The sequence below is a fragment of the Vibrio sp. HI00D65 genome, assembly GCF_001635455.1.
GTDB lineage: Bacteria > Pseudomonadota > Gammaproteobacteria > Enterobacterales > Vibrionaceae > Vibrio.
The window spans coordinates 1-394 of sequence record NZ_LWEH01000072.1 but is presented as its reverse complement, the minus strand read 5'-3'; the positions used below and the strand labels follow the sequence as shown (position 1 = coordinate 394).

Annotated in this window: 1 pseudogene; it reads left to right on the top strand. The window is 43.1% G+C overall.

The features are described from left to right. Window positions 1–128 precede the first annotated feature (128 nt). Window positions 129–394, top strand: a pseudogene (locus A3712_RS07635) (phage major tail tube protein); the annotation flags it as partial.

The window sequence follows — 394 nt, the reverse complement described above, 5'->3', positions numbered from 1 at the left end:
GGTACTTGTGGTTGATTGGGGCGCTTACCGTCCTAACGAGCACTCCATCATTGAACTCAACCAAAGCGATGAAATTTTACAGGTTTACATCGACAGCGCAGTTAAATCATTCAGTTAATAGGTGAAATATGTCTAATCGAGTTACTCTCGCCAGAAAACTAGTACTACCAGGCGACATTAAAATTACGAACAACATTGAAGACTTTACACCACCCAAATACAGCAAAGTATATGCTGATGTGCCTGGGGCATTCATGGGCAAAAAAGTGTGTGTGGGTTACGAAGCTGCTGAGTGGTCGGTGACCATTAAGGGTGAAATGGCTTCGGTGGTCAAGTCGGCCCTGAAAAATGGTGATAAGACGGTCATTATTTTCAATGAAAATGGCACGAATCA